Origin of the sequence: Pleomorphomonas sp. PLEO (assembly GCF_041320595.1) — a bacterium.
Lineage (GTDB): Bacteria > Pseudomonadota > Alphaproteobacteria > Rhizobiales > Pleomorphomonadaceae > Pleomorphomonas.
In genome coordinates this window covers 5,229,816-5,256,141 of record NZ_CP166625.1, presented here as the reverse complement: position 1 = coordinate 5,256,141, position 26,326 = coordinate 5,229,816, and the positions used below count along the sequence as shown (strand labels likewise).

The following is a 26,326-nucleotide window of genomic DNA, read 5'->3' as shown; positions in this document are numbered from 1 at the left end:
CGCCGCGTCACCTCGGGAGGCTGACGACGCGGCGGCTGTCACTGAGGCTGCTCTGCCTTGGGCGGTCCCCGGGGGAAGACCGGCTGCCCATGCCGGCTCAGACGTCAGCGAGCCTTGTCCAGGCGGCATTGGCACGGCTGGATGCAACGGCCGCGTTGATGAAGCGAACGCCCCGTACGCCGTCGCCAACCATCGGCACCGCCATCGCGGCCGTGTTCGGACTCCGCTTCTCGATGCTGGCCGTGATAAGTTCAGCCGTGTCGGCATAGATTTGCGCGAAGGCTTCAAGATAGCCTTCGGGATGTCCGCCCGGAATGCGGCTTGCGTGCGCGGCAACGGTGTTGGCACCCGGACCTGAGCGTATGATCTTCTGCGTCGGTTCGCCGAACGTTGAAAGATAGAGCTCGTTGGGACTCTCCTGGGCCCATTCGAGACCAGCTCGTTCGCCGTAGATCCTGATGCGCAGGGCATTGGCATTTCCCGGCGCCACCTGGCTGCACCAGAGCATGCCGCGCACTCCGCCGGCAAAACGCAGCAGCATGCCGGCATTGTCGTCAAGGCGCCGGCCCGGCACGAAGGTGGTCAGATCGGCCGCCAGCGCCTCGCATTCGAGGCCGGAGACGTATTCAGCCAGTTGCATGGCGTGGCTGCCGATATCGCCGACGCTTCCGGCCGCGCCGGACCGGTCTGGATCGGTACGCCATTCGGCCTGCTTGGAGCCCATGGTCTCGGCGGCGACGGTCAGCCAGTCCTGCGGATACTCGACCTGGACCAGCCGGATCGGCCCGAGTTCACCGGCGGCGACCAGGGATCGCGCCTGCCTGACCATCGGATAGCCGGTGTAGTTGTGGGTGAGCACAAAGATCAGCCCGGTCTCGGCGACCAGCGCCGACAGCGCCTCGGCTTCGGCAACGGTGCGCGTCATCGGCTTATCGCAGATGACGTGGATTCCCGCCTTGAGAAAGGCGGTGGCGATGGGGGCATGCATGTGGTTGGGCGTGACGATTGCCACGACGTCAATTCCGTCCGGGCGTGCTGCTTCGGCTTTTGCCATTGTTTCAAAGTCGGCGTAGGCCCGGTCGGACGCGATATGGAGATCGGCGGCGCTGGCTCGCGCCCGCTCGGGGTCGGACGACAAGGCGCCCGCGACCAGTTCATAACGGTCGTCAAGTCGCGCCGCGATGCGGTGCACGGCGCCGATGAAGGCGCCTCGGCCGCCGCCGACCATGCCGAGCCGCAGGCGCCGGCCTATCGTGGTGGTGCTGGATGCTTCGATTGTCATGGCAACCTCCTCCAACGCATCGGATCGAAAAGTGGGCCCGCTTTTCGGAACTATCCGATGTGCAAACAGAAACATGGAGCGGCGCCCGGATATATCCGGGCATCGGTCGCTTCAAGCGATACCAAGGATCGCCTTGTTGGCCGCCAGGTCGGTCCCGGATCCGGCAAAGTCGTCGAAGGCCTTTTCAGTGACGCGAATGATATGGTCCGCGATGAATGGAGCGCCTTCGGCTGCGCCTTGTTCGGGATGCTTGAGGCAGCATTCCCATTCCAGCACCGCCCAGCCGTCAAAGCCATATTGGGCGAGCTTGGAGAAGATGGCCGAGAAGTCGACCTGACCATCGCCCAGCGACCGGAAGCGGCCGGCCCGGTTCACCCAGGACTGGAAACCGCCGTAGACGCCTTGGCGGCCGGTCGGGTTGAACTCGGCGTCCTTGACGTGGAACATCCGGATTCGCTCGTGATAGATGTCGATATAGGCGAGATAGTCGAGCTGCTGCAGCACGAAGTGGCTGGGATCGTAGAGCAGGCAGGCGCGCGGGTGATTGCCGACGCGCTCGAGGAACATCTCGTAGGTCACGCCGTCGTGCAGATCCTCGCTTGGATGGATCTCGTAGCAGACGTCGACACCAGCTTCGTCGAAGGCGTCGAGAATTGGCTTCCACCGCGCGGCGAGTTCGTCGAACGCGGTTTCGATCAAGCCTTCCGGCCGCTGTGGGAAGGGGTAGAGATAGGGCCAGGCAAGGGCTCCGGAGAAGGTGGCGTGGGCGGTGAGGCCGAGGTTGGCGGACGCTTTTGCCGCAAGCTTCATCTGTTCGACCGCCCAGGCCTGACGAGCCCTAGGGTTGCCATGCACGCTCGGCGGAGCGAAGCCATCGAGAAGGGTGTCGTAGGCCGGATGGGCGGCGATCAGCTGTCCCTGAAGATGGGTGGCAAGCTCGGTCACCTCGAGCCCGGCGTCGGCCAGGATGCCTCGCAGATCATCGCAATAGGTCTTGCTCTCGGCCGCCTGCGCGAGATCGATCAACCGTCCGTCCCAGGCCGGAATCTGGACTCCCTTGTAGCCGAGGCTGGCGGCCCAGCCGGCGAGACCGGCGAGACTGTTGAACGGTGCCGCGTCGCCGGCAAATTGGGCGAGAAAGATCGCCGGCCCCTTGATCGTCTTCATCGTGCTCCTCCCTGGTAACTAACATTTTTTCCCGACTGAGGCGTGTCGTCGGTCGCTGGGTGCTCAGTGCTCTTCCTCGCCGTCGAAATCGCCTTGCCGGTTCCTCACTGCAAGGTTGATCCGGATGGCGAGCCGTCCGGAAAAGGGCCGGGAGGAGGCCATGACGACATCCTCCCGGCGGCAGATATTAATAGCCGGGATTCGAACGGAACACCGGATCCTTAATATCGTAGATGAAGGCGCCGGCGTCACGCTTCTTCATGTAGTCGTCGTGGAAGAACGGCACGAGCTTGTCGACGTTGATGTCCGCCTTGCTGAACGGGATCACCGAGACGAACACGGCCTTCTTGTAGGGCTCCTTGGCGAAATAGGCCTTGATCTGCTGATGGGCGATGTCGGCTTCGAGCGTGGCGGTCTCGTTCACGTCCATGGTGACGGTGCCGTCAGCCACCCATTTCCAGGCCTTTTCCTTGCCATTGCTGGCACCGAGCCAATACTTGCTCGGATCGAGGCCGGCCTCTTCCATCGCCTGCAGCACGCCCGCCATCATCTCGTCATTGTGGACATAGGCGCCGTCGAAACCGTCCGGCCCGAGGCTGGTGATGGCGTCCTGCATGACCTTCTTGGCCGGATCGGCGAACCAGCCGCCCGAGCCCCAGAACACGACCTGCAGATCCTTGCCGCCCGCACCCTTCACGCCGACGCTCTCGGCGAGATTGCCGATGTCCTTGCCAGCTTCCTTGTAAGACTTGAGGAAGCCGTCCGTCTGACCGGAGGCGGTGCCCTGACCGAGCTTGCCTTCGATCATGATCAGCCGCTTGACGTTATGCTTCATCGCGGACTGGCCGGCGTACTCGCCGATCTTCACCCAGTCGTAGCCGGCAAAGCCACCCAAACCGGGCTCGTTCGGCGGATTGTGGGTGAGATGGAACTCGGGGATGCCGGCGGCCGCCGCCAGCTTCAGTGTTTGGGACGTGGTCTCGGGCGAATTCTGGACCACGAGCAGTGCGTCGACGCCCTGAGTGATGAAGTTCTCGACGGCCGAGATCTGATCCGGCGCGGTGCCTTGACCGACAACGTCGAGAACGGTCCAACCTTCGCGCTCCGCCAGGGTCTTGAAGACCTCGAAGCCCGCCTTGTAGAAGTCGTCGGAGTTGTCCATGTAGTAGCCGATGGTCTTGGAGCCGGCTTGGGCAACGCCGATGAGGCTGACAGAGCTGATCGCGGCCAGCGCCAGAAGCTTGAGTGCCAGTATTTTCATTTCGTTTCTCCCTACGATTGTTGTTTTGTCGTGTTGTCCTTCCCGATCCGTCAGGCGGACGACTTCTGCATGCCCGACTGCGCTCCTCCCTGCGCAGGCCCTCCTCCTTTCATCCTCTCCGCGGCCGCGGCCTGAGCATCGGCCTGGTCGCGCTTCAGAGCGCGGAACTCTGAAATCCTCGAAGAAATGTCCCCAGCCGAAACGGCGATGACGACAACCAATCCCTTGGCCAGGAACTGCACTTCCGATGGCAGCCGCAGCATGTTCATCGCGTTGGCGATCGACCCTAGGAACAGCACGCCGATCAGCGTGCCGACGATGTTGCCCCGGCCACCGGACAGCGCGGTTCCGCCGATCACCACCATGGCGATGGTGTCGATCTCGAGGTTTTGGCCGAGCGTGATGATGCCTGTGTTGATGCGGGCGAGCAGCAGGGTCGCTCCGATGCCCACCAGCAGCCCCTGGATGACGTAGACGGCGAGCCGCATGTTCTTGACGTCGATGCCCGACAGGAAGGCGGCCCGCTGATTGGTGCCGACCGCGTAGATGCGCCGGCCGAACTTGGTGAACTTGAGGGTCAATCCACCGATCAGTGCGATCGCGAAGAACAGCAGAACGTAAGGCGGCAGGCGCAGATCAAGCCCGGTGACCGGATCCTTGGCGCCGCCGATCAGATTGGCGGTCAGGAAGGAGAGTTCCCCCTTCATGACGACCTCGCGCGAGTTGCACAGCAGCAGCGCGATGCCCTGGAACGAGATCATGCCGCCGAGCGTGATGATGAACGGCTCGATCCGCGTCCTTGAGATGATGAACCCCATCATCGTCTCGAGGACAACCGCCGAGACCACGCCGAGCAGGATCGCTGGACCGACGCCAAGCCCCCACTGTGAAATGCCCATCGCGACGACGATCGAGACGAGCGAGGCGAGCATGCCGACCGAAAGGTCGATACCGCCGGAGATCATCACCATCGTCATGCTGACGGCGATGATGCCGGGCACGGCGACCTGCTGGAGAATGTTGAAGATGTTCACGGGACTGATGAATGTCGGAAACCGCGAACCGCCCGTCGTGATCAGTTGAAGGGCAACCACGATCACGACAAAGCTGACGAAAATGGACAGGACCGTAAGGTTCTCATACCTCTTGAAGAGAGACTCCTTGCGCGGCTCCGTCGAATTTGAGGTGTCGTGGGTGTTCACTCTTTCTGTCCTCCAATCGAGAGGGTGAGGATGTTTTCTTCGGTTATGTCTTCACCGCTCAACTCGCCCGCCACTTCGCCGCGCCTGAAGACGAGCACGCGATCGCTCATCGAAATGACCTCAGGCATATCGGAGGAGACCATCAGGATGGCTTTGTCTTCCTTCAGAAGATCGACCATGACCTTGTAGATTTCCTGCTTCGATCCGACGTCGACGCCGTGCGAGGGTTCGTCGAAGATGAAAATTTCTCCGCCGGTGTTGAACCACTTGCCGAGCACCACCTTCTGCTGGTTACCGCCGGAGAGGTTGACCGCTCGGGTCCGCGCGTTCGGTGCCTTGATGTTCAGGAGCTTGCGGTATTTCTCACCGACGGCGAACTCGTCGGCCGGGCGCACCACGAATTCCCTGGTGTTCACCATGTTGGCGACCGCGACATTCTCGGCGATGGTCTTGGTGAGGAACAGGCCGGTGTTCTGACGGTCCTCGGTGATGAAGCACATCTTGTTGCGGATGGCATCCTCGGGGCTTCTGTGTCGGACCGGTCGTCCGTCGATCAGGATATCGCCGTAAACCAGTGGCGCCGCGCCGAACAGTAGCTCCATCAGCTCCGACCGGCCGGAACCGACCATGCCGGCGATACCGAGCACCTCGCCCCGGTGCAGCGCGAAGGAAATATCCCGCACACCGTTGCCGGTGACGTTTCTGACTTCGAGCGCCACGTCGCCGCGGGCAGTACGCTCGCGCTTGTAGAAGGTCGACGGATCGCGTCCGACCATGTCCTTGATCAGCGTGGATTTGGAGAGACCGGCGATGGGATAGGTGCTGACCTTCTGGCCGTCCCGTATCACGGTTGCCCGGTCGCCGATCTCGAACACCTCGTCGAGGTGGTGCGAGATGTAGATGATGCCGATGCCGTCTTCCTTGAGGGTCTTGACGATGTCGAGAACGGTCTCGATCTCCCGCGACGAGAAGGACGCCGTCGGCTCGTCCAGGATGATGACGTCGCTGCGGAAGACCAGCGCCTTGGCGATTTCGACGATCTTCTGCTGACCGCTGGTCAGGTCGCTCATCCTCATGTCGGGCGACAGGTCGCTCTTGAGGTAGTGCAGCACACGCTCGGTCTGCTCCCGCATCTCCTTGCGTTGTGGAATCCCCCAGCGAGCGATTTCGGCGCCAACGAAGATGTTCTCGGTGATGTCCAGGGCGTCGAAGACGATATGCTCCTGATAGATCGTGTGGATTCCCATTTCGAGGGCGGTGCGGGGCGTCAGCGACACCTCCGACCCGTTGAAGAAAATCCGCCCGCCTTCGTCGGGCTGGTAGGCGCCCGACAGGATCTTGATCAGGGTCGACTTCCCCGCGCCATTCTCCCCGCACAGGCAGTGAACCTCTCCCCGCCTGAGGTCGAAGGAGATCTCCTGCAGTGCCCTTACGCCGGGGAAAGTCTTGGATATTTGCGACAGGCGCAGAATCTCATCCATGCTTTGACTCGCTGAGAAGGAAGACGGCATCGGGCTGCGGATCAGCGCTTCTGAAAGTCCGGCACCTTGACGATTTCGCCGCCTTTGAGCGCCGACTGATGTGCGCAGATGCCGACGGACGTCCAGTTCGCCGACTGCTCGACGTTGGGGAACGGGTCGCGATCCTCGAGAAGCGCGGTGATGAACTCGTTGACGAGGTGGGGATGCGAACCGCCGTGACCGCCGCCTTGGATAAAGGACAGATGGCCTTCGTCGACGATGCCACGGGTGAACTTGCGGATCGGCTCCGGCAGCAGGTGGGCATAATCGGGTACCTTGACGCGCTCGGCGATTTCCGGCTCGGGCTTCTTGGCCGTATGCAGCACCGGTTCCTCATTGCTCATCAGCTGCCACTCGAACGACTTCTTGGAACCGTAGACGTCGATGCTCTCGCGATATTGGCGTGCCGTATCCCACAGGAAGCGCCAGATATGCGCCGCCAGGTCGGAATCCTTGATCTTGATATGGCAGGACTCGACGGCAAACTTGCTGCCGGACCGGCGAGCGCATTCGTCGTTGATCGTGCCCGAACCAAAGCAGCTCACCGCCTCGGCCATGCCGCCAACCATGGCCATCAGCGGGCTGACGACATGGGTGGCGTAGTGCATCGGCACCATGTCCTTCCAGTAGTCGGGCCAGCCTTCCATGTCCTGGGGATGAGAGGCGGCGAGATACTGGATCTTGCCGAGCTCGCCCTTGTCGTAGAGTTCCTTGATGAAAAGATACTCTCGGCTATACACGACGGTTTCCGCCATCATGTACTTGAGGCCGGTCTCGCGGACGAGGCCGACGATTTCTTTTGCTTCTTCGACGGTGGTGGCCATCGGCACGGTGCACATGACGTGCTTGCCGGCCTTGAGCGCGGCGATCGACTGCGGAGCGTGGTCGGGAATCGGGCTATTGATATGGACGAAATCGACGTTTGGATCGGTCAATACTTCCCGGAAATCTGTATAGCGGGTAGCGATTCCAAATTTATCGCCGATCTCATCCAGCTTGGCGCGCGAGCGCTGACAAATCGCAACGACTTCGGCATTTGGATGAGCCTGATAGATCGGAATAAATTCGGACCCAAAACCAAGTCCAATGAGTCCAACTCTTACCTTCTTCATGATGGCTCCCCAGTTCATTTGTAGTGGCAGTATTGGGGAGCCAGAAGAGAAAGAGAATGAACATTCGCGCGAGATTTATGAGGTATTTTCCCGCGCTCACTACGAGGTCAGTCGGCAATCTTGAGGAAGGACCTCCCTCGAACCTGATCGCGATACTCCCTTGGTGTTAGTCCGGTTTCTTTCTTGAAGAAAACACTGAGATATTCAGGATGTTCGATACCGAGCGCCTCGCTGATTTCCGAAAGCGACATTTCCGTCTCCAGCAGCAGTTCACGCACGGCGTTGGTTCTGACGCGCAGGATTTCCTGATGCGGCGTGCGGTTCAGTGCCTTGCGGAACCGTGCCTCGAGCACGCGCCGCGACAGCGGCACTTCACGCAACACGTCCTCGACGCCGATGTTCGAATGGGCATGCTGCCGGATGAAGGCCACTGCCTTGGCGACCTGTGAGTCGGCAACGGTCAGTACGTCGGTCGATACCCGTTTTCGCACGCCGAGCGGCTCGATCGAATGCTTGCGCTCGGACAGCTTCTCCCCGCTCATCATCCGGTCGAGAATCTCGGCGGCATAGACGCCGGTTCGGAATGCGTTGGGGATGACGCTCGACAGGCTGGGCGTTGCCAACTCGCACAGCAGTTCGTCGTTGTCGACGCCGATCACCGCGACATCCGCGGGAACCTTGAAATTGTAGTAGCGGCAGATTTCCAGCAGTTGCTGGCCGCAGCCATCGTAACAGGCGAAGATGCCGACAGGCTTGGGCAGGCTTTCGAGCCAGCTCCGGATCTCCTCGCGCTGGGTCCACCAACGGACGCGCGGCTCCTTGCGGGCGGGGAGGTTGAAGATGCGCGAGCGGATGATGTCGGGCCGCCCGAGGATGCGTTCGAAATTCTGCTGCCGCCAGATCGACCAGTTATAAAAGGGGTCGCCGAAGAAGGCGAAGTTCTGCAGGCCGCAGTCGCGCAGATGCCCGAGGGCGAGACGGGTAATTGCCTCGTCGTCGGTCTCGACCCAAGGAATGCCGCTGATCAGCCGGGCGGCGCTGACATCCACCGTCGGCACGTCCATCGTCGTGATGATCTTGGCCATCAGGTCGGTTTCTATGCGGGCGATGGCGCCATCGAATTTCCAGTTGCCGGCGAAAGACTGGTCGATCTCGTGGCGTCCGTGTTCGGTGAGATAGAGCGTCCAGCCTTGGCGCGAGCGGGCATAGTCATGTATCCCGCGCAGGATGCCCCGGGCATAACTGTTCGAAGTCTCGACGATGATCGCGACGTTCCGCTCTTCCACCCCACTCCCCACTCCATCTCCTCGCTGCAACGGCTCCTCGGTCCGGCTGGCACCCCTCAAGCGCCCTCCGCCCACTCCACGCCCGGAATGTTCCTCGACCCATTGTCGCGGAGGCAACCCCGTTTGTGAAGGGTATCATAGGACCTATCCGAACCGCCGAACGACTTTCGCCGGGTCTGATCCGTCCGTGATTTGTCCAGAGCTTAGTTGAGCAGCGACCTCAGGAAGTGCGCACCGCCGACCGCCAGTTCATCCTGAGAAGGGGCGAGCGGCCGCCAGATGGACGCTGCCTTGGCGATTTCGACTGCGCACGGCGTGAAGGATTCAATCACCACCGGGCCGTTGTAGCCGATCTCATGCAAGGCATCGCGGATGCCGTTCCAGTCCTGATGGCCTGTGCCGGGAATGCCGCGGTCGTTCTCGCAGGCGTGGACATGGCAAAGCAGTTCCTTGCCCGCCAGGCGGATGGCATCGGGAATGCTCTTCTCTTCAATGTTGGCGTGGAAGGTGTCGATATGGATGCCATAGGCGGGGCTACCCACGTCGCGCACGATGGCAATGGCCTGATCGACCAGATTGACCATGTCGCTCTCGAAGCGGTTGAGCGGCTCCACGCCGACCCGCACTCCGGCGTCGCCTGCGACCTTGGCGAGCGCTCTGAGATTATCGATGCACCAGTCTCGCTCGCGCTTTTTCTGCTCGTCGGCGATCATGCGGGTCTTGCCGACCGACGAATAGACCGGACCGGAGAACAGGTGACTGCCGACCGTCTCGGCGAAGCGGATGCCGTCGCGTATGTAGTCGACACCGATCCGCCGAAGTGCCGGATCCTCATTCGAAATGTCGCGCGTCGGCCCGAAGGCGCCACAGACGGTGATTTCAAGACCATTGTCGTCGGCGATCCGCTTGAGTTCCTTGGCATCGATGATCGCGGGATCGTCGAGGGCGACCTCGAGAATATCGAAGCCCATCTGCCGGATCTTGGGAATAAGGTTGAAATCCTTCGTGCTGAACGGCGATGTCCAGACCCAGGTGTTCACACCGATCTTCATTTGGCACTCCTCCCAGGATCTGTTTGGCTGTAAACCGCCAATTTGGATCGATCCCCATAGTGCCAGTGTCCACCGGTCCGCGTGCTCGGTAAATGAACAATCGCGCGAGTTTCTTGAGAAATCTGACCGTAACAATTGTGCGGCAGCGAGATGCCGAAACGGCTCATATACCCTCGTAAAGGTTGGCCGGATCAGAGCCCTACGCTGTTCTGCATGATGCCGCCATCGGCGAAGACGGTCGTCGCGGTCAGATAACTTGCTGCGTCGCTGGCTAGGAAAACGGCCACGCCGGCAATTTCCTCTGGCTCAGCCATTCGGCCAAGCGGAATGGCGCTGTTCAGTTTGGCTAAGGTTGAAGGGTCGTTCATCGTCGATGTGTTGATCGGGGTGGCGACTGCGCCGGGACCAAGGCCAACGACGCGTATTCCGTGCGGGGCAAGCTCGACGCCGGCTGTGCGGGTCAGCATGCGCATCCCCCCTTTGGCGAGGCAATAGGCCGTGTTGCCCGGCATCGGCCAATCCTCGTGCACCGAAGTAATGTTGATGATCCGGCCGCCACCGCCTTGCGCGATCATTTGTTTGGCAGCGAACTGGGTGCCGAAAAAAGCGCTCTTCAGGTTGATGTCGAGCACCTTGTCGTATTGCTCTTCGCTTGTCTCAAGCACCGACGTGCGCGTCTCGATACCGGCGTTGTTGACCATGATATCGAGGCGACCAAATTTTTCGACCGCCGCGTCAACGAGACGCTTGAGGTCCTCGATCTTACCGACATCGGCGCTGACGCCGATCGCATGGCCACCGATCCGCTCGATCTCGACGATCAGCGCGTCGGTCGCCTCCGGATGCACGATATAATCGATGACGACTTTGGCGCCCGCTTTGGCGAGGGCAAGCGCGATCGCCCTCCCAATTCCGCTGTTGCCGCCGGTGACGACCGCAACCTTATCCTCAAGCAACATAGGCATAGGTTGTCCCTCGCATTGGGCGCGCAGCTAGGCAACGTTTCAACTATGTCTTCTGGCCCAGCCTATCGGGCAGGCACCACTTCGATGCGGTGGTCTTGACCTTCCCACGTCTGCTGTTCGAGCCAGAAAAGCGTGAACTCGATTGTATTGCCCTCAACGAGTTCCGCGACGGGCAGATCGACGACATAGAGACCCAAGCCGGTATCGACCGTCGTGGTATCCGCAATATTGGTCCAGCCGTTGATGCCCCAGTGAACGAGCGCCGGCGCGGTGAGCGCGATCGTCAGCCTGTGGCCGGCGGTGATGTGATGTCCTCGTAGGTTTGGTCCCCAGATCGTGTAATCGATCGCCGGGCGCTTTCCGCCATACCGGCTGGAAGTCGCGAGCGGTCGATCGACCGGGCGGCCAAGGACCCAACTGTAGACGAGCTTGACGAATTCGGCGTGCGCCCAAACAAGCGGCATTGCCGATCCGCTCGGACGGCCGGGCTCAAGCCCGTATGCCGGGATGGCGGCGGTGTCCCATATCTGCTCGGGGATAAGGCCGAGCGGGCTGCTCATGGCGATGATGGCGTCGATATAGGGCAGCACGTCCTCGCCGGCGGCGAGCGCGTAATGGCCGCGTTCGCCTGTCAGCAGCGGCCAACCCCTCCCATGGCCGACGCCGTCGAACGCCTGGCCGTCCTCATGCTCGCCATAGCCGTCGCTGTTGTAGCGATGCCATACCGGTCCGCTTGGCGTGTCGGTCTTCAAAACCGCGTCGACCACCTTGAGGCTTTCAAGAATGTGCGGATCGTGCGGGTCGCGTAGGCCGAAACGCACCAGCTGCAGGAAATCCGTCGCGATCTGGGCATTTGCCGGAAGGTTTGGATCGATCGCGAGGTTCTTGATCGCGAGAGGCGCGGCGAGGGCGTCTCGATGCGTCGGGGCACCGAGCGGCAGCGTACGGATGTAATAGCCAGTCGCGCCGCTCTCTTCCGCGATGGCGGTGCCTTCCACATAGGTCCAGTCCTCGATACGAGCATTCCAGTAATCAGCCAATTTCAGCGCGAAGACCTTGGCGTTCTCGGGCAGAAACGCGCTTGCCTCGACAAGGGCGGCAATCGCGACGGCAAGCGTGAACAGATTGACGCCGGAATCCTCCTCCCAGCGATCCTGATCGCTCGCAGGGCCAGTGCGCGCAACAAAGCTGGCGGCTCGCATGACCATGTCGCTGACGGAGATGCCATCGAGCTCGCCGTGCTCTTTGAGGGCCGCGACAAGAAGAATGGGAAGGCCGGCTTCGTCGAGCTGGACGCCCTGCCAGAATGCACTGCCGCCAATCCACTGGTTTTGGAACCAGTGTCCATCTTCTTGCTGGGTGGCAATCAGATAGCGCAGAATATCCTGCGCATCCCCGTAAGATCCGAACGCAACGAGAGCGCCGGCGGTTTCGACGAGATCGCGTGACCAGACGAGGTGATAGCCGCCTCTGCTTTCGCTGGCGTCGCCCCACGGCACTGACAGGCTGGCGACGGCCGCGCCGCAAAAGGTGCGATCCTGATGCACCTTGAGCATGGTTGCCGACAGCGCCAGTGCACGATCGATATCCGGGCGCAGAACGAGGCGGTGGCTATCGCCGAGCCACGACTTCCAGACACTCACCTGTTCGTCCCAGACGTTGGAAAAGTCCTCCAACAGGTTTGAAATCGCCAGTGTCGCCGCCGCTTCCTTGCTGCTGCCGAAGCCGAGCGCAAGTGTGCCCGACGGTGGCAATTCGCCCATCAGCACGACTGCGCCGGGACCGGCTGTTGCGTATTCCCAGGTCATGCGGCCGTTCATCTGGAAGTCGGTCCAGCCGTCGCTCAATTCGGAACTGCCAACCGACGTGCGCTGCCAGCTGTCCGCTGCGTCGTCTGTCACTGCCAATAGCGCAAGACCAAATGGTCCCTGCTCGGCCCAGAGGACCTTTCGGCCGCCGTAAGTTCCTGCGCCGGCGATGTTGTTTTCGCTGTCGCCACCCAGCCGCGCCTGAAGCAGGGCATAGGGCTTTAGCGATGGATCACCTTCAAGCCGATACTGCAGCATAAGGACGTCGCGGCGCTGCGATGGTGCAACGCGGAGCGTGAAGGTGAACCGCGCGTGCGAATGAACGATCTCGATGGCCGGCACGCCTGGATCTGGCAATGACGCGGAATAATGAGCCGGCTTGCGCAGTTCGACATGGAAGCCATTGTCGTCGGATATGATGAACCCGAGATCCTTGACCTGAGGGATATCGATGCGCGGGTAATAAACCTCGGAAACAATGCCCTCGGCGACCGTGAACCAAAGTCGCGACGAACCCAGCGCATTGCCGACGATATCCTTTCGGGCGGAAGCCCAAGTGGTATGGCGCACATTGCTCGCGGGTGCGTGGCCTCTCGGAGTGGCACCATCTCCCAGGTCAGTCGATGCCATCGCGTCCCTCGGGATGTCCAGAATTGGGTTGGCTCGCTCATGCTGAGGTCAATATCTCGACCACCGAACCAAGATATGAAGCCATTTGGGCAATATGAAGATCTGCGGTCGAACCTTGAGTGGCAGGCGGTCGGAGAAGAATTCAACCGCGCCGGATTGATTGCGGCTTCCATCTCGGCGCCTGCGAGATACCGGCGTGCGACCTCAACGAGTGATGCTTTTCCAGGAGGCGAGCCCTTTTGGCACTAGCGGAACGAACTGATCAGGACCCTGAATGCCTCATTCAAACCGCCGAGCTTCTGCATGAAGCCCTGCGAGTTGCCATACTGGCAGCTGGAATTTTGCATGAAGGCGTTCAAGGCCAACAGGAAGAGGCCCATGAAGATCAGCCGATTCACGATGAATGTCAGAGCCCATCTGATCATATCGCCGACTCGCTCAGGTCTCTAACCCGCTGCGCCAGCATGTCGCGTTCTTTTTTCAGCTTTCGTATCTGATGCGCCAGCTCAATCGGGACGACTGTCCCAGTATCTGTGCCCACGAATGCGATGCCCAGCGCCTTTGCCTGTTTCCAGACGACGCGCACCAGGCGACTGTTTCCTTTGAGTGGGATGATCAAGTCGAATTCGTTGGGTAAAAACACCGGATTGGCGAACTCAATCCTTGCGCCATTCTGCGACAGGTTCCGCACCAGGCAGTCGAAAGTAGACCAACGGTTGTTGAAAGCGACCTGGCCTCCCAAATAGGTACGGCCCCGACGCTCCATACGCCGATCAAACATTGTAAATGCCCCCCTTTGAAACACATTGACGCTTCATGCTCTTATTCGGAGCAAGCGGGATGCCAGTGCAGTTCAGGGTGGTATTTGGGCTGATTTCCAAGTCATCGCTTCGTACCGAAGTCGATGTGTCTCTTGCCTCCTGGCACCGAGAGACGAACCCGTAGGACACCAGGCTGCCCTTCACAAAAGTCCGGTACGAGCAGCCGACCAGGTGACCTCACCAGCGGATTACTGCGCTGTGTTGGTCTGCTCGTGAAGCGATCTCCGGTCCTCACCGCACAGCAAGATGCGCTGATCGGCTGCCTGGCGGAACGAGATCAGTCTGCGGGTCTGCTCATCCCACAAAACCAGCTTCACGCATCGCAGGCTTTGCCAGAGTGTGATCCGGCCAATTTCACCGAGTTCCGGATGGTTTCGAAGGACCTCGGGCAGGCGGTAGTAGGGGACCTTGCTCGAGAGATGATGCACGTGGTGGATGCCGATATTGGCGGTCACCCAGCGCAAGACGAATGGCAGATCGTAATGGGAGGCGCCGTGCAAGGCGGCTTTCGGAAACTGCCACTCCGGTTTTCTCGACCAGTGCGTCTCCTCGAACTGATGCTGCACGTAAAAAAGCCAGACGCCGATAGACCCCGCCAAAAGGACGATCGGCAGATGAACGACGAGAAAGGATACGGGGCCAATCGCCCAGATCAAGAGCGCGGCGATCACAACGACCGCAACGTTGGTGGCCATGGTCGACATCCATGGAAGGATCCCGTCGCGCATCATGCCGAATGGCAGACGTTGCTGGAACAGGAAAAGCCAGGCAGGACCAATGCCAAACATCACCAGCGGATGCCGATAAAGGTGGTAGCCGAGCCGTCCCCATCGGGACCGCGCGTAGTATTCCGTCACGGTAAGAGTCGTGATGTCGCCGACGCCGCGCTCATCGAGATTGCCAGCCGAGGCATGATGCGTTGCGTGCGCCCTGCGCCAATAGTCATAAGGGGTGAGTGTCAGGACACCGAGAATACGGCCTGTCCAATCATCGAAGCGCCGCCGGGCAAAGAAGGAGCCATGGCCGCAATCGTGCTGGATCATGAAAAGCCGCAGCAGAAATCCGGCGGCCGGAACGATCAGGATCAGGCCCCACCAGATGCCGTAATGGACGGCTATCCATGTGAGAACCCACAAGCCGGCAAAAGGGATGGCTGTTACTGCCAACTCGAACGTGCTGCGGCCCGCGTGGGGCGTGCGGTATTTCGATAGAATCCTCAGCCAGGCTTTTTCCGCGTCGTCGGCAGCGTTGGAAATCGTGTCTGCGATCATTGTTGGTCGCCTGCCTTCTGTAGGGCTGCCGCTCGAAAATAGTGTTCGGCATGTTGGAGGAGATTTTGCGCCTCGATCATGTCGCCCGACCGGGCGCTTTCACGTGCAAGCACCACATACTGCATATATCGGCGTTGTAAGCTATCCGAAGTCGTGTTTGCCGCGGCGGCGATGACCTCGCCCGCGCGCTTGCGTCCCGGGTGAAAGTTTTGGCGAGGTGAGCTCAATTAATAGTTCAAGCCTTTGATATGGCTTGCTCCTCGAAGTTCGGTATCTCGGGAATGATGGACGGCGACCGGCGTGGGCTGTTTGCCAAGTGTATCACCGCCTTTGGCGCCACATCGCAGTCCGAGGAGTATCTATCCTACCATTGCGGCCTTTTCATGTGGTTCAGCCGGAATGGGGCAAAAGAGCACCGATAAACTATGCTGGACATATCCTCACGCATAAGGTGAGCACTTTAGACATGGAGCTTCTTCGCTATCCGCGCTCTGAGAACCTGGCAATAGCGCCGAAATAGCTTCGATAACGATCTGTGGACTGCTTCAAGTTCTGCGATCCGAGCCAGGTAAGCAGCACTGGCACGTTCGAAGTCCTCACGGAGCGCACGTTCGACGTTCTCATAGAGCACCGTGTTCCCACTAGACTGCCCGTCGAGAAAGCTTTGGTTTGTCTGCTGTGCGATGTCGCGGTCTTCGTCCAGAAAGCTCTGCAGCGAGTTGGTGACATGCTCGGAAAGCGGCGGCGGTAGGATACCAGGCCCCTCGTGACTGGCACGCACCGCTTCGAGCAGGACGTGGCCTGTGTGGTGAGCAACGTAGTGAGCCCGCGATAATTCGCTGTGATGCCTCAGCAATCCGGGTGTGATGGCAGATAGGGCTTTGAGAAGTTCGCCGACGTCGCGCCAACGCAGAGCTCCGGGATAGGAGATATCCGCACCGCAATACATTCGATGCCGGTAATTCTGATGCATAAGCAAGGGAATGCCGGCAGCCATCGCCTCGATCGCAGCCTTGCCTCCGCCGAAGGGGAAAGAGCCGATATAGAGATCTACAGCACGCTCTCGTAACGTCTGAGCGACTGACGAGACCCAGGGAACGAACTCAACCCTAGACAGATCGACTCCCTGACGGGAAAAGCTCTCCTCCAAGCGTGACATCATCTCGCTGGGAAGATTTCCGATGTGAATATGACGCCCTTTGGTGGCAGCGAGAATGACCGGCAGCAACTCAATGTAATCGAACGCATATCCTCGCGCGTCAAACTTTTCCGGGCGGCCAACGGCACAGGAAAGTATTCCATCCGTCAGATTGATATGTGTGAGTCTTGGCTCGATGGTTTCGATGCGAGATATCAAGGGCCAATAAACATTGCCATGGATACCCAGGGCATGGCGGCAATTGTCGAAGGCGATGTTGGCGAGGTCCACGTGGACAAAATTCGGCAACGTCACGCCTAGGCTCAAATGGTGGTCACCGTGATGGATGTAGATGATCCGCTCACAATGCGAAGCGAGCGCAGCGCAAATACCGATAGTATCCTGGTTATGAACGAGGATGACCAATGTCGAAGGGCGCAATCGGCGCAGGTTCGACACTATTGAAGCAAATCGCGAGGCGGTGTCAGCACCGTCAGCGATGGAGACTTCGATGCCTTCGGCAGCGGCAAAGCGAGCTGCCACCGAGGGATCTGCCCGCCCGAAGCAGTCAGTCAGAGCCACCCGCACAGGCGCTTCAAAAACCGCCAGCTCGATGTAGTCCTTGATGACCTCGACATGGCCTCCGGCCATCACCAGTTCGGTTGCCAGGATGACGGTGCCGCCGCTCTGTTCAGAATCCTTGCGCGGCACGTCCGGCGACGCTCGACTAGCCGCTTCACCAACAAGCACGCAAAGCCGGTCCAACTCCTCGCTGGCCAGCACACGCGTCGTCGCACGCGGGTTATTAAGTATCAGGTCGACGAAAGCACGAATAGCGTCCATGGCTTCGCCGAACGCCTCGATCCCGACCAACCGCCGGACTTCCGTTTCGAGTTCAGCAAGCGTTCGCGAAACGGGGTTGGTCATGGGTTATTCAGTTCGGCCAGAATAGTCATGCAGATATGATCGACGGCGCCTTCAGATAGGTGCGGTCCGATCGGCAGGCTCATCACTTCGGAGGCCAATTGGCGCGCCTCAGGGAAATCCTCCGGAGCCCATCCATAATCCCCATAGGCTTCCTGCATGTGTGGTGGAATGGGGTAGTGAACTTGGGTCCCGATCCCATTCTTCGCACAGGCAGCTTGCAAACGACCTCGCTGAGGGTGCCGGATGACGAAAAGGTGCCAAGCGGGTGTACATCGCTGCGGCACAGCCGGCAGTGTAATTGTTTTGTTGGCGGAAAGCAGAGCCGCATATCGAGAAGCGGAAACCGCCCGTCGCTCATTCCACGCGTCCAAGTAAGGAATTTTCACACGCAGGACTGCTGCTTGGATCGGGTCAAGGCGGCTATTGTAACCACAGACGCGATTGACGTAACGTTCCTGCGAGCCATAGTTTCGCAAGATGCGGATTCTCTCGGCCAGAGCTGGGTCGTTGGTAGTCACCGCACCGGCGTCGCCCATCGCACCCAGATTCTTGCTCGGATAGAAGCTCCAAGCAACCACATCTCCATGTGCCCCGATCCTCTTGTCATCATAACGAGCGCCGTGAGCTTGTGCTGCGTCTTCCATGACCATGAGCCCCCGACGGCGAGCGATTTCAAGAATCGGTTCCATATCCGCAGGAAGTCCATAGAGGTGCAGTGCCAGGATAGCCCGAGTTCGCGGCGTGATGGCCGCTTCGATTCGACCTGGGTCAATGTTATGGGTCTGCGGCAACGGCTCGACTGGCACAGGAATAGCTCCGCACTGCGTCACTCCTAGCCAAGTCGCGATGTAGGCGTTCGACGGGACAATAACCTCGTCGCCCTCGCCGATTCCCATAGCTCGTAGCCCGAGATGGAGCGCATCCAGACCGCTGGCAAGGCCGACGGCGTGTTTCGCGCCACAGTAGTCGGCAAAGGCGATTTCGAACGCTTCCACCTCCTCGCCTAGCACGTACCAGCCAGAGTCGAGCACCCTCGCGATTGCTTCGTCCAGCTCGTCCTTCAGCTCCAGGTACGACGCACGCAGATCAAGAAAAGGCACATTCATCGAACGGTTCCCCGAGCCGTGAGAAAGGCATCGTAGTCACGAATGTAGTCATCCTCTTCATAATGCATCGAGGCGAGCACAAGACACACTGATCCCGGATCGAAGTTAACCTCCGACGCCCAGATCATGGGAGGAATATGCAGGCCCTGCCACGGTCGATTGAGATGGATCGTCCGTTTCTCGTAGCCGTCGTCGGTGGCGACGTCGAAACTGCCAGACAGACAGACGAGGAATTGATGCAACTCTTTATGCGCGTGGGCGCCTCGGCCTTCGGCAGTCGGAACGTCATAAAGATAGAAAATTCGCTTTATATCGAAGGGTACGTGATGCCCCCCTTCAATGAAGGTCAGGTTGCCGCGAGGATCCGCCCTTTTCGGAAGTACGGTAATGGCTAGATCGGAAACTCTCATAATTGACCCTCAGTGAGGCTGAGTTCATAGTACTCGTGTACTATTCCCCCCCGCCGAATTCCGACTTGAAGCGGTAAAGACCCGTGTTGAGAACGGTACCGGCGTTTTCGTTGCTCGTTCCAAAATCAAAATAACGACACCCGGCTACAGTTGCTTCAGCGATTATCGTCTCGAATACGGTATCGAGAGCGCATGTGCTGTAGCCAACCTCGCTTGAGGCTATGTATTGAGCGTGCCAAACGCGGCTTGTCAAAAAGAGAACGACGCCTGCGACGACCTCATTATCAACAAGCGCTACGCGAACGGCGATTTCATCAGGGAATCGGCCCAGTAGATCGCCAATCTCGGCGCGACTATGCACCGGCTGCGCATTGTGTTTGCGCGAGAGGTTTTCGGAAAGAACCTCCCACAGACCGTCTATATGGGTCAGATCGCTCGATATTTCGACGTACCGCTGCGATTTCCGCAAGGCACGCCTGCGACGCTCGCTTACGGGAAGGCGATGAGCAAGATCGACCGCAGACGACAAGTCACAGCGGACACGTCGCGCACCCAAGCGGAAGAGTGCATAGAGATCGTCGCCGGCAGGAACCCGAGCGTAGGAGTGAGGAATAGCTTTATAGAGCAACCGCCGACTACCACTCTGGGCCATGAATGCGCCAACCGCTTCGAAAGCTTCCAGCATCCTCTCGCCAGTAAGGTAACCGTCATGGACGAAACCACCGTAGGTGGTGCCAGGGTGGCTTACCACCAGTTTCTCGTCGTTGGGGTCTCGGGCCGCCGGCAGAAGCGCTATGAGGCGCGCCCCATCACGCACCGAAACTGAGAGATCATGAAACCGATCGCCGTGGTACCCGAGAAAAAGCCGCGAATGAAGGAAGGTGCCATTGACCGATTTCCGGCAGAACGCATCCCATTCCTCCGCGCCGGCAGGTGTGTACGCTACGACTTCGAGAGTCATTCTACCAGCTCCGCGACGGCAAACCCCTCCTTGCCGAAGTCATTACCATTGTAGAAACAATAGGTCTTTCCGTGCGCCGAAACGACGGCCGAATACATAATGGCCTGTGAGTCGAATCCGACGGGCGAGACATCAAGCCCCATCTCTTCGTCTTTTCGCACCCAATCGATACCATTGTTCGACTCGGCATAGCCTAGGCGATACGCCCCGAGCGACTTCCGACGCACGGAATAGAACAGTTGATAGTCCTGGGGGGCACGCCGCACCACCCACGGGCGGCCGAATCCATGTTCGTCATCATGAGTGAGCGCAAGCGAAACGCGCCCCGTCTGGGGCCAATGCTGTCCGTCGACAGATTCGATGTAACGCATGTCATAGACTGGCATTTGCTTGCCGCCGAGGTCGATCCAATTGTCGCCTGCAACGTACCACATCCGAAACGCGTCACCCTCCGCAAGAACGAAGGGGCCGCCCCGGAAGTAAAGTTCGCCATCAGCTCGATCGAGGATTGGCACACGGCTATAGCGGAGGAACGTCCGGCCGTTATCTTCACTGACGGCCAAGCCCGTGAAAATTCTGTAGCGAATATGCCGACAAAGCTCGAATCCTGCATAATAGAGGAAAAGCTTGTCGTTGGCACTCCGCACTAGACTAAGGGGCATTAGCCCGTTGTCGTCGAATGCGCCGGGCTCTCCCGGGCCTAGTACCTCGTGACGAGAGGTACCGAGAACTTGCTTCGGATTATAGGCCGAAACATCCACATATCTGGCATGCCCGCGACCTTCCGTATCAATGACCGTTAGATAGATGCGCAGAACGTCGTCACTTAGTAGAAAAGGAGTGGGCGCCATCCCATGTGTGAAAGCGGGCATATCAGCCCCACCGGCGGACCAGACCAGTCCAAGTTTTCGCCACTTCATGACCGCACCCTGAAGAACCGCTTCGGCGAAACCTTTGACGGCTCCGGCTGCAAACCCTTAAACAACTGATTTTCTTCCGTATTTTGCAACAGCGTGACGCCCGGGCCAATCCAGTTGTCCCGCCCGACCTGAATGTTGTTAGCCAATGAGGCATTGACGCCGATGAAGGTGTTGGCTCCGACGTCACAAAAACCGGACACCACGACGTGTGAGGAAATGAAACAGTTGTCGCCAATCCGGGAATGGTGTCCGATATGGTTTCCGCTCCATAACACTACGTTCTCCCCTACCACGACAAATGGCTGAACAGTATTGTCTTCAAAAATGAAGGCGTGCTCGCCGAGTTTCACATTGTGCCATACGAAAGAACGGCTGCTGACGTAGGATGCCGGACGGAATCCTTTAGATTTAGCTACGTGCATAAGGCGCGTTCTTAGCCGATTGAGCTCCGTATAGACCAGGGCTGCGTAGAAATATACGTTCTCCGGGTCGAAGCTTTGTTCGAGCGTCTCCAGCGCAACCACCGGCAGCTCGAACAGTTTGTTGCGCTGAAGAAATGCAGCCTCTACTGCAAAGCCTATGACTTCGTAAGGCGAATCATGCGTGAAGCATTCGTAGGCGACTTCTGCGAAAGCGCTGTCGCCAAGAATGACGATTTTCTTGTTTTTTTCCATGACCGGCTCTCAAGGGCGAATGATCAGAATATCTTCCCGCCGGTTCGCCATCGGCAAGCTAGGCGTCTGTGGAATGATATAGGCATCGAATCCCGATAATCTCGCTCGTTGGACGAGCGACATGACTACAGCGTCATCGATCTGATCATGCTCGACCTGGTTGAATTCGACGTACGGTATATCGGTCGTGTTCATGAAATTTTGATGGAAGCGAATTCCCGTTTCGCTTGCAAAGAAGCGCTTTCTCTTGGAAGCATTCGGTATGTCGCCAATCAACATTTGTCCGCCAGGAGACAGCAACGACAGGGAAACGTCGAGGAAGCGATAAAATGCTGCCTCCGCGAAAATGTAGTGCAAGACACTGTAACAAAGAATTACGTCCAGCGCCCCACGGTTGGCCTCAATAAACATTGGACAGTCGGGATAGAATGCAGGAAGCTTCTCGATTCCATCTCCATCAGGCAGATGAGCCAGCATTTCCGCGCTGTCTATTAGCGATAGCGAGTGCCGGTGGGTTCTGCACAGCTCGACAAGCATCACAGGCAGATCGCTGCACCCGGGACCGATGTCGAGAACTTTGCGACCGGACAGATTAAGGTTTGTGAGCTTGGTGCGGATATCCTCGAATATCGCCGGCTCAAAACCTTCCCGATAGGAATCAGGAAAGCCGATCCTCTCATATCGTGACAGCTCGGGGTCCTGCGCCATGCGTTGGAAATCGGCGAAACCAATCCCGGTGAATTGAGTTGGCGTCACCATGATGCTCCTCCACTACAAGCAAGAACCAAATCGTCCACCGCATTCCGCGTCCTGCGGTGGACTCATCGTACACGCAGGACCTTTGTGGGCTCCGCCGTTCCTTTCGAAACGAGTCGACAGCGTCTGAGCACATCTATCGAACCACGAAGCGCTATCCTACATGCTCCCAGGAGAGCGGAATTCCTACCACCCATGCTCATGAACAGTTCGCAGTCTTTTTGAACCAAAAGTTCACATGCTGCCCCGGAGTCGGCGTCGGAACGCTCTTTGAGACTAGATAGCCCGCTTCAGTTAGGGCTTCTACCATTTTCTCGATGTTAGGATAGGGATGGAATTCGCCGAGATTACTGTCGAGCAAAACGACCACGCAAGCTTCGCTCCCGCCGCCTGAGCGAAGCCAATCGAGATAGTCATCCTGGGTGTTTTTGCTTAGGCTCGGCTCTATTTGAATGGCGGAAGAAATTCTACCGTAACGCTTAATCTGCTCAAGCGAAACGGTGTTCGTATTGAACAATGCGTGACGTGAACCGTAAGCGACTAGACCCCGTCCGCCTGGGAGTAGGCGGCTGATTTCGTCGGCAGCCGTTACGCTCAGATCCCTCCACTTTCGCGAGATATCCTGATCAAGATTAGGAGGAGCTGACGGATCGCGAGTGTCCCTGGAAACCAACCCTTCTACTCCATTGCTAGTTATGTATTTGTAAATAGGCTCCTCACAATCAAATAGTATGGCCGCTCCTTGACCGAACATGTCCAAATTCTGAGGAAAGACAGAGCAGGCCTTAATATCCTGACTAGCGTAGCCAACCACACCGCTGGCTAACAGCAGTAAAATGTAAATTGCATTGCGAACAAGGGTCTTCCGTAGAGCCAAATTTATTCCAACGGCTGCAACTATAACAAGCAACGGCATAATCGGTATGGAAAATCCATTTCCTCGATTGCGCGATGTGGCCAATACAAAGAGGCATCCAAAAGCCAATAGCGCATAATAATAAATTATTGAATTCGAATTGTGCTTTCTAAAATCGAATTTATTCCAAATTCCGACCGCTAAAACACAAACGAACGCAGGGAAAACGATAAAGAAATGGATAGCATGGAAAGCTCCAAGTAGAGCCTCAATTCGCGAAGCCAAGTTGGCTAGCGTGAAGATGCCGACCTCGCTGCCATACTCCGACGCAGCGGCACCGTAGCCAAAGGTAAACAGATAGCCGAAAACATTATGGAAATTCCGGAGATACCAAGGCGCTGCTACCAGAAAGAAAGCTCCGATAGCCAAGAGGATGTTTCGCCGGCGTTGCACATCGATACCGGTCGTCAGGGCGGCGCTGACCAAAAAAACAATCGCAAAGACTGGAAGAAACGCCACGGCCATTGTGCGAGAAAGGGTCATTAGCGCTAAACACACGCCGACAAGTATCGAAGGCGCGCGTTTCTCAAAATCGTTGGAACGCAGATGGAAGTAGACGGCAGACGAAAAGAACAGAGCCGCGCCCATCGCAAATTGGAAGTTACGAGAAAAGTCGGTAATTAGTGGTGTTGTCGCAACCAAAAACGCCGCCAATAAAGCCGTCGTCGTGTCGGAAAGGCGTCGTGTAGTCGCATAGACAACGATGAGAAGGCAGGCTTCGAGCACGGTGTTCGTCAACAGGGCCGTATTCTCGGAAACACCGTGGATTGACATCGTAATTGACGCCACCGTGGACGTCAGAGGAGCGATGGATATCGGTGACCAGAGCGCATGTAACCACCCCGAAATGCCACCGTAGATCATGGCACGCGCATACGACACCGCCAGAGCGATGTATCCCGCCTCGTCGATATCGAGAAGCATACCAAATCGGTAACTTCGCATCCATAAATAGTTGAGACAACAAAACGTAACAACCATGAGGAGCATCAAGGCCGCTCCAGCGTTGGTTTTATTCTGAAGGAGCCGGCGCATTATTTTCCTCAATGATCACAGCATTCCCCCGCGCGGGGCATGTGGCAGTTGCGAAGTAGGCTGTACTGAGCTCGCCTAGCTAGCACAAGTGGTTCTGTGGGTAAGATGACAGCTCATCCCCTTATCCGAAAATAGCCCGACACTCCGTAGTTATCCCCGAGGGATCAACGTTCAAGGAAGATTAATGATCGTCGCTCGTCACTTCCTAGCCTCAGCTCGAACAACTCCGTTAGGCGGTATGCCGGAGCATTGGCCATCCATATCGGCACGAGAGGGAGCATCAAACGCGATGCATCCAGCCTTTAGGAAGCTGACGTCGCCCTTGGATTTAGCAGGCTGTTGAAAAAGGCCTCGCCTCGTCAATACTGGCATGATTCACTCTGTCCGAACGGTGATTTGGAGGGTGGTGGATGCGGGGTGGAGACGAGCGGAGCGGCGAGCTTTTCAGCTATGTCGATCTTGAGGCGCGGGTTCGGCGGGATCATCCGCTGCGGGTGATCCGGGAGATCGTGAACGCGGCCCTGACGAGCCTGGCAGCAGATTTTGCAGCGCTTTACTCGCCGATCGGGCGGCCCTCTATCCCGCCGGAGAAGCTGTTGCGGGCGATGCTGTTGCAGGCCTTCTATTCGATCCGCTCGGAGCGGCTTTTGATGGAGCGGCTGGAATACGACCTTTTGTTCCGCTGGTTCGTCGGGATCGGCGTGGACGATGCGGCCTGGGATCATTCGGCGTTCTCCAAGAACCGCGACCGGTTGCTGGCAGGGGCCGTCGCGGCGAAGTTCCTCAGGGCGGTTCTGGCGCAGCCCAAGGTGAACAAGCTTCTGTCCACCGATCACTTCTCGGTCGACGGGACGCTGATCGAGGCGTGGGCCTCGATGAAGAGCGTTAGGCCCAGAGACGGATCGGACACGCCGCCTTCGGGTGGTGGTGGCCGCAATGCCGAAGCCGATTTTCATGGGCACAAGCGGACCAATGATACCCATGTCTCCACCACCGATCCGGAGGCGCGGCTCTACAAGAAGGGCAAAGGCAAGGAGGCGAAGCTGTGCTTCATGGGGCACGGCTTGATGGAGAACCGCCACGGTCTTCTGGTCGATGCCAGCCTGACCCAAGCCGATGGCCATGCCGAACGGGTGGCGGGCCTTTGCATGGTCGAACTGCGTGCCGACCGGCCGGAGGCGATCACGCTGGGTGCCGATAAGGCCTACGATAGCGAGGACTTCGTCAACGAGTTGCGGTCGATGAACGTGACGCCGCACGTGGCCCGGAATACCAGCGGGCGAAGCTCGGCCATCGACGGGCGCACGACACGGCATGAGGGTTATGGTGTCAGCCTGCGCATTCGCAAGCGCATCGAGGAAGCCTTTGGCTGGATCAAGACGATCGGCGGGCAGCGCAAGACCAGGTTCCGGGGCATCGACCGCGTCGGATGGGCCTTCACCTTCTGTGCCGCCGCCTACAATCTGGTGCGGTTGCCCAAACTCCTGGCGGTACCCACATGAGCGTGCCAACGGACTGCCAGTTGATCGGCCGCTGGCGCATCATCGAAGCCGACATCTGGGATCGCGATTATCTCGATCTGTGTGGCCCGGCCACAATCACCATCGGGGCCAACAGCCGTGGCGAAATCGCCTTCGGCGCCATGCAGGCCAACCTCGAACTCGGCTGCAGCCGCTCGATGGTCGTCTTCACATGGGCCGGATCAGACGAAATGGACGAGGTCACCGGCGACGGTGACGCCGAATTGCTCGACGATGGCTCCATCGAGGTCACCTTCGCCTATCACAACGGCGACCAAGCCACCCTCAAAGCCATTCGGGTGACTTCTTCAACAGCCTGTTAGGCCGGTTTGATCTGGAATTTTCCACATATTGAAGCGCCACCCGTTTTTTAGGCCAGCCGGAGCTGGAAAATTCCGGCCTGTTGCCTCATTCCGTCGGGGGTGTCGGAAAGGCATGCTGCGGCTTGGCGAGACGCGCGGCAGAGTCGACGTTGTCGCCGATCAGATTGGCAATCCCACCTCGGGCCCTCGATATCGCCAACGGTCTTCTCAAGGTGGCAGACAACCTGCTGGCGTCAGACAATGTGGCGCCGCGCGGCGTCTTC

The 26,326-nt window shown here is 58.6% G+C and carries 23 protein-coding genes; 2 read left to right on the top strand and 21 right to left on the bottom strand.

The window, feature by feature from the left end:
- Positions 1-97: 97 nt before the first annotated feature.
- From AB6N07_RS24280 to AB6N07_RS24180, 21 genes are all read right to left on the bottom strand, one after another.
- Positions 98-1,282, bottom strand: a complete 1,185-nt coding sequence (locus tag AB6N07_RS24280) for a Gfo/Idh/MocA family protein (protein WP_370675602.1) — start codon at positions 1,280-1,282, stop codon at positions 98-100.
- A gap of 111 nt (positions 1,283-1,393) precedes the next feature.
- Entirely contained in the window at positions 1,394-2,449 is a 1,056-nt protein-coding gene (locus AB6N07_RS24275) for a sugar phosphate isomerase/epimerase family protein (protein ID WP_370675601.1), read from the bottom strand.
- Positions 2,450-2,636: 187 nt separating this feature from the next.
- On the bottom strand, positions 2,637-3,710 hold the full coding sequence (locus tag AB6N07_RS24270; RefSeq protein WP_370675600.1) for a substrate-binding domain-containing protein: 1,074 nt from the start codon (positions 3,708-3,710) through the stop codon (positions 2,637-2,639).
- A gap of 50 nt (positions 3,711-3,760) precedes the next feature.
- Positions 3,761-4,912: an ABC transporter permease gene (locus tag AB6N07_RS24265; RefSeq protein ID WP_370675599.1), complete on the bottom strand. Its 1,152-nt coding sequence runs from the start codon at positions 4,910-4,912 to the stop codon at positions 3,761-3,763.
- Entirely contained in the window at positions 4,909-6,393 is a 1,485-nt protein-coding gene (locus tag AB6N07_RS24260; RefSeq protein ID WP_370675598.1) for a sugar ABC transporter ATP-binding protein, read from the bottom strand. Before AB6N07_RS24260 ends, AB6N07_RS24265 begins: the two co-directional genes overlap by 4 nt.
- A gap of 41 nt (positions 6,394-6,434) precedes the next feature.
- Positions 6,435-7,544, bottom strand: coding sequence for a Gfo/Idh/MocA family protein (locus tag AB6N07_RS24255; RefSeq protein WP_370675597.1), 1,110 nt, complete (start codon positions 7,542-7,544; stop codon positions 6,435-6,437).
- Between the two features lie 107 nt (positions 7,545-7,651).
- A complete protein-coding gene (locus tag AB6N07_RS24250) occupies positions 7,652-8,842 on the bottom strand; it encodes a substrate-binding domain-containing protein (RefSeq protein ID WP_370675596.1) in 1,191 nt (396 codons plus the stop codon).
- A gap of 191 nt (positions 8,843-9,033) precedes the next feature.
- On the bottom strand, positions 9,034-9,882 hold the full coding sequence (locus AB6N07_RS24245) for a sugar phosphate isomerase/epimerase family protein (protein WP_370675595.1): 849 nt from the start codon (positions 9,880-9,882) through the stop codon (positions 9,034-9,036).
- Between the two features lie 191 nt (positions 9,883-10,073).
- Positions 10,074-10,847, bottom strand: a complete 774-nt coding sequence (locus tag AB6N07_RS24240) for an SDR family NAD(P)-dependent oxidoreductase (protein ID WP_370675594.1) — start codon at positions 10,845-10,847, stop codon at positions 10,074-10,076.
- 62 nt (positions 10,848-10,909) lie between these two features.
- The gene (locus AB6N07_RS24235) at positions 10,910-13,285 is read right to left on the bottom strand and encodes a glycoside hydrolase family 15 protein (protein WP_370675593.1); all 2,376 of its coding nucleotides are present in this window, start codon (positions 13,283-13,285) and stop codon (positions 10,910-10,912) included.
- Positions 13,286-13,706: 421 nt separating this feature from the next.
- Entirely contained in the window at positions 13,707-14,066 is a 360-nt protein-coding gene (locus AB6N07_RS24230) for a PilZ domain-containing protein (RefSeq protein WP_370675592.1), read from the bottom strand.
- A gap of 228 nt (positions 14,067-14,294) precedes the next feature.
- Positions 14,295-15,377: a fatty acid desaturase gene (locus tag AB6N07_RS24225; RefSeq protein ID WP_370675591.1), complete on the bottom strand. Its 1,083-nt coding sequence runs from the start codon at positions 15,375-15,377 to the stop codon at positions 14,295-14,297.
- A complete protein-coding gene (locus AB6N07_RS24220) occupies positions 15,374-15,502 on the bottom strand; it encodes a DUF4167 domain-containing protein (protein WP_370678314.1) in 129 nt (42 codons plus the stop codon). Before AB6N07_RS24220 ends, AB6N07_RS24225 begins: the two co-directional genes overlap by 4 nt.
- 335 nt (positions 15,503-15,837) lie before the next feature.
- Complete coding sequence (locus AB6N07_RS24215; RefSeq protein WP_370675590.1) at positions 15,838-17,442, bottom strand: hypothetical protein; 1,605 nt, start codon at positions 17,440-17,442, stop codon at positions 15,838-15,840.
- Complete coding sequence (locus tag AB6N07_RS24210) at positions 17,439-18,548, bottom strand: DegT/DnrJ/EryC1/StrS family aminotransferase (RefSeq protein ID WP_370675589.1); 1,110 nt, start codon at positions 18,546-18,548, stop codon at positions 17,439-17,441. The genes AB6N07_RS24215 and AB6N07_RS24210 overlap by 4 nt, the downstream gene beginning before the upstream one ends.
- The gene (locus tag AB6N07_RS24205; RefSeq protein ID WP_370675588.1) at positions 18,545-18,958 is read right to left on the bottom strand and encodes an FdtA/QdtA family cupin domain-containing protein; all 414 of its coding nucleotides are present in this window, start codon (positions 18,956-18,958) and stop codon (positions 18,545-18,547) included. Before AB6N07_RS24205 ends, AB6N07_RS24210 begins: the two co-directional genes overlap by 4 nt.
- 40 nt (positions 18,959-18,998) lie before the next feature.
- Positions 18,999-19,919 carry a GNAT family N-acetyltransferase gene (locus AB6N07_RS24200; RefSeq protein WP_370675587.1) on the bottom strand — a complete coding sequence of 307 codons (921 nt, stop codon included), beginning with the start codon at positions 19,917-19,919 and terminating at the stop codon, positions 18,999-19,001.
- Positions 19,916-20,839, bottom strand: coding sequence for a glucosyl hydrolase (locus AB6N07_RS24195; RefSeq protein WP_370675586.1), 924 nt, complete (start codon positions 20,837-20,839; stop codon positions 19,916-19,918). Before AB6N07_RS24195 ends, AB6N07_RS24200 begins: the two co-directional genes overlap by 4 nt.
- On the bottom strand, positions 20,836-21,513 hold the full coding sequence (locus tag AB6N07_RS24190; RefSeq protein ID WP_370675585.1) for an acetyltransferase: 678 nt from the start codon (positions 21,511-21,513) through the stop codon (positions 20,836-20,838). The genes AB6N07_RS24195 and AB6N07_RS24190 overlap by 4 nt, the downstream gene beginning before the upstream one ends.
- A gap of 9 nt (positions 21,514-21,522) precedes the next feature.
- Entirely contained in the window at positions 21,523-22,272 is a 750-nt protein-coding gene (locus tag AB6N07_RS24185) for an SAM-dependent methyltransferase (RefSeq protein ID WP_370675584.1), read from the bottom strand.
- 196 nt (positions 22,273-22,468) lie between these two features.
- The gene (locus AB6N07_RS24180) at positions 22,469-24,175 is read right to left on the bottom strand and encodes an ArnT family glycosyltransferase (protein WP_370675583.1); all 1,707 of its coding nucleotides are present in this window, start codon (positions 24,173-24,175) and stop codon (positions 22,469-22,471) included.
- A 455-nt stretch (positions 24,176-24,630) separates the two neighbouring features.
- Here AB6N07_RS24180 and AB6N07_RS24175 point away from each other — a divergent pair, with 455 nt between their 5' ends.
- Together AB6N07_RS24175 and AB6N07_RS24170 are read left to right on the top strand one after the other, a co-directional pair.
- Positions 24,631-25,722: an IS5 family transposase gene (locus tag AB6N07_RS24175; protein ID WP_370674004.1), complete on the top strand. Its 1,092-nt coding sequence runs from the start codon at positions 24,631-24,633 to the stop codon at positions 25,720-25,722.
- Entirely contained in the window at positions 25,719-26,063 is a 345-nt protein-coding gene (locus AB6N07_RS24170; protein ID WP_370674005.1) for a hypothetical protein, read from the top strand. The genes AB6N07_RS24175 and AB6N07_RS24170 overlap by 4 nt, the downstream gene beginning before the upstream one ends.
- Positions 26,064-26,326: the final 263 nt, after the last annotated feature.